Annotated in this window: 7 protein-coding genes, 2 tRNA genes and 2 rRNA genes; 2 read left to right on the forward strand and 9 right to left on the reverse strand. The window is 48.7% G+C overall.

Features of this window, described 5'->3' with window-relative positions:
* Positions 1-40: 40 nt before the first annotated feature.
* The 3 genes from ybeY to miaB all read right to left on the reverse strand — a co-directional run bounded on the left by ybeY (position 41) and on the right by miaB (position 3,136).
* Positions 41-508, reverse strand: coding sequence for an rRNA maturation RNase YbeY (gene ybeY / locus B8880_RS11840; RefSeq protein ID WP_084257797.1), 468 nt, complete (start codon positions 506-508; stop codon positions 41-43).
* A complete protein-coding gene (locus B8880_RS11845; RefSeq protein WP_172461296.1) occupies positions 505-1,584 on the reverse strand; it encodes a PhoH family protein in 1,080 nt (359 codons plus the stop codon). The genes ybeY and B8880_RS11845 overlap by 4 nt, the downstream gene beginning before the upstream one ends.
* A 124-nt stretch (positions 1,585-1,708) precedes the next feature.
* Entirely contained in the window at positions 1,709-3,136 is a 1,428-nt protein-coding gene (gene miaB, locus B8880_RS11850; RefSeq protein WP_084257799.1) for a tRNA (N6-isopentenyl adenosine(37)-C2)-methylthiotransferase MiaB, read from the reverse strand.
* A 202-nt stretch (positions 3,137-3,338) separates the two neighbouring features.
* Between miaB and B8880_RS11855 the strand changes: the two genes are divergently transcribed.
* Positions 3,339-4,514 (forward strand): FAD-dependent monooxygenase, encoded by a 1,176-nt coding sequence (locus B8880_RS11855; RefSeq protein ID WP_084257800.1) that lies wholly within the window; start codon positions 3,339-3,341, stop codon positions 4,512-4,514.
* Position 4,515: 1 nt separating this feature from the next.
* Here B8880_RS11855 and B8880_RS11860 read toward each other — a convergent pair whose 3' ends face one another.
* Together B8880_RS11860 and B8880_RS11865 are read right to left on the reverse strand one after the other, a co-directional pair.
* A complete protein-coding gene (locus B8880_RS11860) occupies positions 4,516-5,925 on the reverse strand; it encodes a multicopper oxidase domain-containing protein (RefSeq protein ID WP_418889020.1) in 1,410 nt (469 codons plus the stop codon).
* Between the two features lie 8 nt (positions 5,926-5,933).
* Positions 5,934-6,656, reverse strand: coding sequence for a 1-acylglycerol-3-phosphate O-acyltransferase (locus tag B8880_RS11865; protein ID WP_084257802.1), 723 nt, complete (start codon positions 6,654-6,656; stop codon positions 5,934-5,936).
* A 62-nt stretch (positions 6,657-6,718) separates the two neighbouring features.
* Between B8880_RS11865 and lpxH the strand changes: the two genes are divergently transcribed.
* On the forward strand, positions 6,719-7,441 hold the full coding sequence (gene lpxH / locus B8880_RS11870) for a UDP-2,3-diacylglucosamine diphosphatase (protein ID WP_084257804.1): 723 nt from the start codon (positions 6,719-6,721) through the stop codon (positions 7,439-7,441).
* 75 nt (positions 7,442-7,516) lie between these two features.
* On the opposite strand, the gene B8880_RS11875 is transcribed toward lpxH, so the two are convergent.
* The 4 genes from B8880_RS11875 to rrf (B8880_RS11890) all read right to left on the reverse strand — a co-directional run.
* Positions 7,517-7,592: transfer RNA gene (locus B8880_RS11875), tRNA-Trp, on the reverse strand.
* 11 nt (positions 7,593-7,603) lie between these two features.
* Positions 7,604-7,680: transfer RNA gene (locus tag B8880_RS11880), tRNA-Asp, on the reverse strand.
* Positions 7,681-7,692: 12 nt separating this feature from the next.
* Positions 7,693-7,808, reverse strand: a 5S ribosomal RNA gene (gene rrf / locus B8880_RS11885).
* Positions 7,809-7,860: 52 nt separating this feature from the next.
* A 5S ribosomal RNA gene (gene rrf, locus B8880_RS11890) occupies positions 7,861-7,953 on the reverse strand; the annotation flags it as partial.

The following is a 7,953-nucleotide window of genomic DNA, read 5'->3' on the forward strand; positions in this document are numbered from 1 at the left end:
TTGATTCAGTGCTTTTAACCGCTATCTGCTACTTATATGCTTATTCTTTCTCGCTCAAATACGGATCGGCAAAGCCCAATGATTGCATAATGTCAGTCTCCAGCGCTTCCATCTCTTCCGCTTCGCCGTCTTCAATGTGATCGTAGCCAAGCAAATGCAAACTGCCGTGCACCACCATATGCGCCCAGTGCGCCGCCAGCGGTTTTTGCTGTTCCGCCGCTTCGCGCTCAACCACTTGACGGCAGATCACCAAATCGCCCAACAGTGGCAACTCGACCTCCGCCGGTGATTCAAACGGAAAAGACAACACATTGGTCGGATAATCTTTGCCGCGATAAGTGCGGTTGAGCGCCTGACTTTCCGCTTCATCGACAATCCGCACCGTCATTTCCACATCATCAAGGCTCGGTTTAACCGCACTTTGCGCCCATAATTCGATTTGTGCCTGCGTCGGCAAGCCCTCGGTATTTTCACAGGCAAGTTGCAGATCGAGAATCATCTGTTTCATTCTGGCTGTCCTTGTTGTGACAATCGTTCTTTACGGCGCTCTTCCGCCAACGCCTGACGACGGATTTCATCTTCCCGTTCCCAAATTTCGTAGGCTTGCACCACTTTGGCAACCACTGGGTGACGCACCACATCACTGCTTTCAAAGAAATTAAAACTCAGTTCCGGCACGGCTTGTAATACCTCCATTGCATGGCGCAGTCCTGATTTTTGGCTACGCGGCAAATCGACTTGGGTAATATCGCCGGTAATCACCGCTTTGGAGTTAAAACCGATGCGGGTGAGGAACATTTTCATCTGCTCAACGGTGGTATTTTGGCTTTCGTCCAAAATAATAAAGGCATCATTCAGCGTGCGCCCGCGCATATATGCCAAGGGCGCAATTTCGATGACGTTGCGCTCAATCAGTTTTTCCACGCGCTCAAAACCCAACATTTCAAACAACGCATCGTACAACGGGCGCAGATACGGCTCGATCTTCTGCCCTAAATCACCGGGCAAAAAGCCCAACTTTTCACCGGCTTCTACCGCCGGACGGGTCAGTAAAATGCGGCGGATCTCCTGTTTTTCCAACGCCTCAACTGCCGCCGCTACCGCTAAAAAGGTCTTCCCCGTACCTGCCGGTCCGATTCCGAAACTGATGTCGTGGCGTAGAATATTGTGCAAATATTGGATCTGATTGGCACCACGCGGCTTAATCACGCCGCGTTTGGTTTTCACCGTGGTGGTATAGACCTTGGGTTCTGACCGCACTTCGCCATTTTCCTCAGCTTGGGCTAGAATCCGACTTTCCTGAATCGCAATATGCACATCTTCCAAATCCAATTCTTTGATTTTGCCCTTAATCGGCGCGGTATCGGCATACAGCTGCTTAATCAGCTTCGCTACCGCCTTCAACAATTTCGCCGACTGTTTCTGTTCCGATTTCAGGGTGAAACTAAAATCACGCCGCAAAATTTGCAGGTTAAAGGTGCTTTCAATCCGTTGCAGGTGATCGTCAAATGCGCCGCACAAAGACTGCAAACGCGCATTGTCCTGCGGTTCTAAAGTAAAGGATTCGATAAGTTGTTCGGTCAAAGTGAGCCTCATGCGCTGAGTGAAATCGGTGCAGCTAGTATAAAGGTTTTTGCCTGAAGAAGAAAAGAGAAAAGCCAAGTGCGGTACTTGGCTTTAAGCATGGATAACTTAATTTTGATAAAAGTTAACTCACCACATACTGCCCGACACCCAACTCGTCTTCTTGGCGGGTGCGTTGGATCACGCTTTGCGGGCTTTGTTGCACGCGTAAGCCCATTTGATCTTCGGTGCGGATCACTTCGCCGCGTAGGGAATTTGTCCACACATCGGTGATTTTAATATCGACAAATTTGCCAATCATGTCCGGCGTGCCGGCGAAATTGACGATGCGGTTGGTTTCGGTGCGTCCGGTGAGTTCCATCACGTCTTTTTTCGATGGGCCTTCCACCAACACCCGTTGTTCCGTGCCGAGCATTTGGCGGCTGTATTGCATCGCTTGTTGGGTAATGCGCTGTTGCAGCAGATATAACCGCTCTTTTTTCTCGGTTTCGCTGACATCGTCCGACATATCCGCCGCCGGTGTGCCGGGACGGGCGGAATAGATGAAGCTGAAACTCATATCGAAATTCACTTGCGCAATCAGATCCATCGTCTGTTGGAAGTCCTCTTGCGTTTCGCCCGGAAAACCGATGATAAAATCGGAGCTGATCTGAATCTCCGGCCGCACTTTGCGCAGTTTGCGGATAATGGATTTATACTCAAGTGCGGTATGGTTGCGTTTCATCATGGTCAACACCCGATCCGAGCCGCTTTGCACCGGCAAGTGCAAGAAGCTGACCAATTCCGGCGTATCGCGATAGACATCAACAATATCATCGGTGAATTCAATCGGGTGGCTGGTGGTGAAACGCAGACGGTCAATGCCGTCAATCGCCGCGACCAAACGCAGCAATTCGGCAAAGGTGCAAATGCCGCCGTCAAAGGTCGCGCCGCGATAGGCGTTGACATTTTGCCCCAACAGGTTGACTTCGCGCACGCCTTGTTCGGCAAGTTGAGCAATTTCAAACAACACATCATCAACCGGACGGCTCACTTCTTCGCCGCGCGTATAAGGCACAACACAGAACGAGCAGTATTTATTACACCCTTCCATAATCGACACGAACGCCGTCGGACCTTCCGCTTTCGGCTCCGGCAAGCGATCGAATTTTTCGATTTCGGGGAAGCTGACATCGACTACCGCACTTTTGCCGCCACGGATTTGATTGAGCATTTCCGGCAAGCGGTGCAAGGTTTGCGGCCCGAAAATAATATCCACATAAGGCGCGCGATCGCGAATGTGCGCCCCTTCTTGCGAGGCCACGCAGCCGCCCACGCCGATCACCAGCTTCGGATTGGATTTTTTCAGATCTTTCCAACGCCCCAATTGATGAAATACTTTTTCCTGTGCTTTTTCACGAATCGAGCAGGTGTTCAGCAACAGCACGTCCGCTTCTTCGGCATTTTCGGTCAACTCGAACCCGTGCGTGCTGTTCAATAAATCCGCCATTTTTGATGAATCGTATTCGTTCATCTGGCAGCCCCAAGTTTTAATATGTAATTTTTGAGTCATGTTAGTTTCTTCGTTAGGACACGGCTATCGACCGTACTAAATTAAGGGTTATCGATCATTTTGCAATGATCGCAAGACCGGCTATTCTACCGATTTGTAGGATTGCTGACCAGCAAAAAACCGATTTTATTTGTGATTTGCTTTAGAAAATGCGGCGCTGCGAGTAGAATAAAACGCAATAAAACTGTAAGCGGGAGAACGTATGTTGAATCAAAAAGAGGTGATTGTGGTCGGCGGCGGCATGGTCGGGTCGGCAGCCGCTGTCGGCTTGGCGCAATTGGGATTGAAGGTACATTTAATCGAGCGTGGCGCGCTACCGCACTTTGCTGCCGAGCAGCCTTACGACATTCGAATTTCCGCCATTAGTGTTGCCTCGATGCAACTGCTGAAGAAATTGCAAGCATGGGACGCGATCCGTGCTATGCGCACCTGCCCGTACCGCACGTTGGAAACTTGGGAAATCGACGGTTTTTCCACCACGTTTCACAGCCGTGATTTGGGGCTGAACGAGTTAGGTTATATGGTGGAAAACAATCTGATTCAACTGGGATTATGGCAAACATTCACGAAATATCCGAATTTAAGCCGGCAATTGAATAGCGAAATTCGGCAGATTGAAAAGTGCGGTGCAAATTGGCATTTACAGTTAAGCGACGGCGAATCTTATGCTGCGCCGCTGCTGTTAGCCTGCGACGGCGCAAACTCCAAGCTGCGCCAAATCGCCGGCATCGGCTTGACCGGTTGGCAATACCGCCAAAGCTGTATGCTGATTGTGGTTGATACCACACTTGAGCAGCAGGACATCACCTGGCAGCAATTTTTCCCCAGCGGCCCGCGTGCATTTTTGCCATTGCTCGGCAATCAAGGCTGTTTGGTGTGGTACGACAGTCCGGAACGGATTCGCGAACTGCAACAACTACCACTCGATCAGTTAGATCAAGCAATTGCGGCAGCCTTTCCGACACGCTTGGGCGCGGTCAAAAGCCGACAAGCGGCTTCGTTTCCGCTCACCCGTCGCCATGCGCAAACGTATTATAAAAACGGTATTGTGCTGTTGGGCGATGCCGCCCACACCATCAATCCGCTTGCCGGACAAGGCGTGAATTTGGGCTTTAAAGACGTGAAAGTGTTGTTAGACGTGATCGCAGCAGCACAAAAGTGCGGTCAGGCGATTGATGACGAAACCGTTTTGGCGCGCTATCAGCGTTTACGCCAAAAAGACAATTTGTTAATGCAAAGCGGTATGGATCTTTTTTATAAAGGGTTTAAACACGATATATTGCCGCTGAAAATATTGCGCAATACCGCTTTGCTGGTGGTCGATAACATCACGCCGATTAAAAAACAGGCATTAAAATATGCGTTGGGACTGGCATAACCTATTGAACCACCAACATGCCCATACAGCCTTTGTCCGCCAGCATTAAATCGCTGCTGCCGAAGGTAAACGGGTAATTATTTGATGAAGTGTGTTCGAATTTCACTAGAATCGAAATATTGCCGTTGATCCAAACCGTATCGCGCCAACTCAGCTGAGAAGCGTCGACTTGCTGCCCGTTGAACGACTCCAACATAAATTTTGCGCCTTGCACGCTAAAACCAATCGGTGCGCTGGCGGTCAGATTCCAACGCTCATAAGAACCCAGTCTGGCATTCACATCGACACGACGCGGGTCAAATTTTTGCTGATTGATCAACGCATTATCAACATCAATTAGAAAATCGCGCTGTTGTGCAATCTCTACTTGGCGACTTAATTGCTCTTGCCGTTGAAAATCCGGCTGCTGGTTAAACACCGAGTTCAAACCGTCAGGCCGTAGCTCCAATACCGTGTTATCCCGCAATTCATCATCATCGGCAAACCATGACGTCATTTTGTCAAACAAACCGCGCTTTTCACCGCTGATGAGGCTAACATTACCGCCTTCATTCAAATCGACCAAGATTTCGATACGTTCGCCCGGCGGCACAAAAACCGACCGCACTTCCCGCAGTTGCGGCAGAAATCCCAAGCTGCCCGCCAACACCAGCATGCTGCGGCCGTCATCAAAGTTCAGCTGGTAACTGCGTGATACCGAGGCATTCAAAATCCGCAAACGCACCCAACCGCGCGCCACATTCAGATAAGGGGCTTCACCGCCGTTAACAAATAAGCGGTTGCCTAAAAATTGCGATTGATTCAGATTGAAAAGTTGTTCACCTTGATTGTTCAAACTGAGATCTTGCAAAATCAATGGAATATCATTAATACCGTATTTATTCGGCAGCTTGGCTTTTCGGCTCTCCGTGTCGTCAATCCACCACATGCCGACCAAACCGCGATAAACCTGATAAGCCGAATGCGCCAACGTATCGGCATGATACCAACAAGTCGCCGCCGGTTGGGTGATCGGCACAATCGGTGCCCATGATGTCGAAGGCTGGAACTGACGCCCGATTCCGCCGTAGAGTTCGCCACTCACTTGCAACCCTTGCAAACCGATGGAAATCGACTGTGGTAGCTGGTTACGGTAATTCAGGCGAACAAAATCGCCTTGTTTACAGCGAATCGTCGGACCGAGATACAGCCCGTTAAAACCCCAAGCCTCGACCTTTTTATTGCCGTCAAATATCCGTTTGCTGCTGCTCATAGACAATAATACCGGACGCCCGCGACCGACGTCCAACACCGGCGGAATATGCAGTGCTTGTTTGCTCGAGGCGCTGGCAACCGCAGGCAAAACCGCACTTGCCCCAAGTGCGGTTGCGGTTTTTAAGAGTGCTCGGCGCGATAATCCGGATTTCATCATCAACCTGTCTATGAACGGTTCGCCAGCTCTTGATCAAGCTGTTCGATTTTTTGTTTCATCACCGCATGGCAATAATTCGCCAACTCGCGTACATTTTCACGGCTATAAGCAGAGGTGTCAATCGGCGGCAACATTTCACAAATCACTTTACCGTTATCCCAGCGGTTCAAATCAATTTTATTATGCAAATTGCTACAACATACCGGCACAATCGGTACGCCAGCCGCAATTGCCGCATGAAAAGCCCCGGTTTTAAATGGCAGCAATCCGCGTCCGCGACTGCGCGTACCTTCCGGAAACATCCAAATCGAAACCTTGTCCTGATTAATCCGCTGCGCCAGCTCACCCATGGTTGAATGGGCTTTATTCTTATTATCACGGTCGAGTAAAATATTACCGCTCGCCCAATATAACAAGCCAAAAAACGGAATAAAAGCCAGACTTTTTTTACCGACGCTCACGGTTCTCGGCCGCACCATATACGCCATCGTGACCATATCATAATTATTTTGGTGGTTGCCAATATAGATACAAGGCCCGTTATCACTTGCATTCTCAGCAAAACGGTGCTCTACTTCGATTCCGAACAGCGGATGCAAGCGCCCGAACCAACGGGCAACCACGCCGACGTTACTTGGATTTTTAAAACGAATCAGTGAATAAATTGTCCCGAACAGACAAATTAAAAGTGCGGCAAACACTACCGCAATTGCGCGTAACAATAATAACATAGACGAGTTCCTGAAAATTTTGCTAGAGTATAGCGAAAATAGAGAAATATGTGTATCAAATCATGACAAAAACCTACTTTATTGCCGATCTTCATTTAAGCGAACAACAACCGCACCTGACCGCACTTTTTAGCCGATTTATGCAAAATGAAGCGGTAAAAGGCGAGGCGTTATATATTTTAGGCGACTTGTTTGATTTTTGGATTGGTGACGATGAAAATTCCGCGTTGGCGCAACTCGTACAAACCGAAATTAAGCGCCTAACCGATAACGGTATCAAAGTGTATTTTCAACACGGCAACCGTGACTTTTTAATCGGCAAACGCTTTGCCGAAAAGTGCGGTTTAATGTTATTACCCGAATACCAAATAGTTAATCTATACGGCACACCGGTTTTACTTTGTCACGGCGATACGCTCTGCACCGATGACATCAACTATCAAGCGTATCGCAAGAAAGTACATAGTATTTGGCGACAGAAAGTCTTTTTATGCTTACCGCTCTTTATCCGCCTGCGCATTGCCAACAAAATCCGTCGCAAAAGCCAACGCCAAAAAAGCGAAAAACCGGTGCAGATTATGGACGTTAATCCTGATTTTGTCTTGGACACAATGCAACGTTTTGCCGTCGAAACATTAATTCACGGCCATACGCATCGACAGGCGATTCATCATAGTCACGCACAAAACCGCACTTTTACCCGAATCGTGTTAGGCGATTGGCGAAAAAGCGCACCGTATTTGGTTTATGATAAAAACGGTTATGAATTTGCTGAAATTAAATAGGAATGGCGCCTGAAACAGGAAGATAATCAACAGATAATCGGAAAAATAAGAATAGTAAATATAGTCAAGAAAAGATGGCAGGGGCGGAGAGGCTCGAACTCCCAACACCCGGTTTTGGAGACCGGTGCTCTACCAATTGAACTACGCCCCTAGATTGTAAGTTGGCGGAATGGACGGGACTCGAACCCGCGACCCCCTGCGTGACAGGCAGGTATTCTAACCAGCTGAACTACCACTCCGCTGAAATTGATAATTGGTAGTGACCTACTCTCACATGGGGAGACCCCACACTACCATCGGCGTAACAACATTTCACTTCTGAGTTCGGCAAGGGATCAGGTGGATCTGTTGCACTATGGCTACCAAAATTTTTTATTTTCTGAATAAACTCTATTGATTAAGTTTACTTAGAAAATAAAATCCGGCGGTGTCCTACTCTCACATGGGGAGACCCCACACTACCATCGGCGTTACGGCATTTCACTTCTGAGTTCGGCATGGAATCAGGTGGG

Origin of the sequence: Pasteurella testudinis DSM 23072 (assembly GCF_900176075.1) — a bacterium.
Classification (GTDB): Bacteria; Pseudomonadota; Gammaproteobacteria; order Enterobacterales; family Pasteurellaceae; genus Chelonobacter; species Chelonobacter testudinis.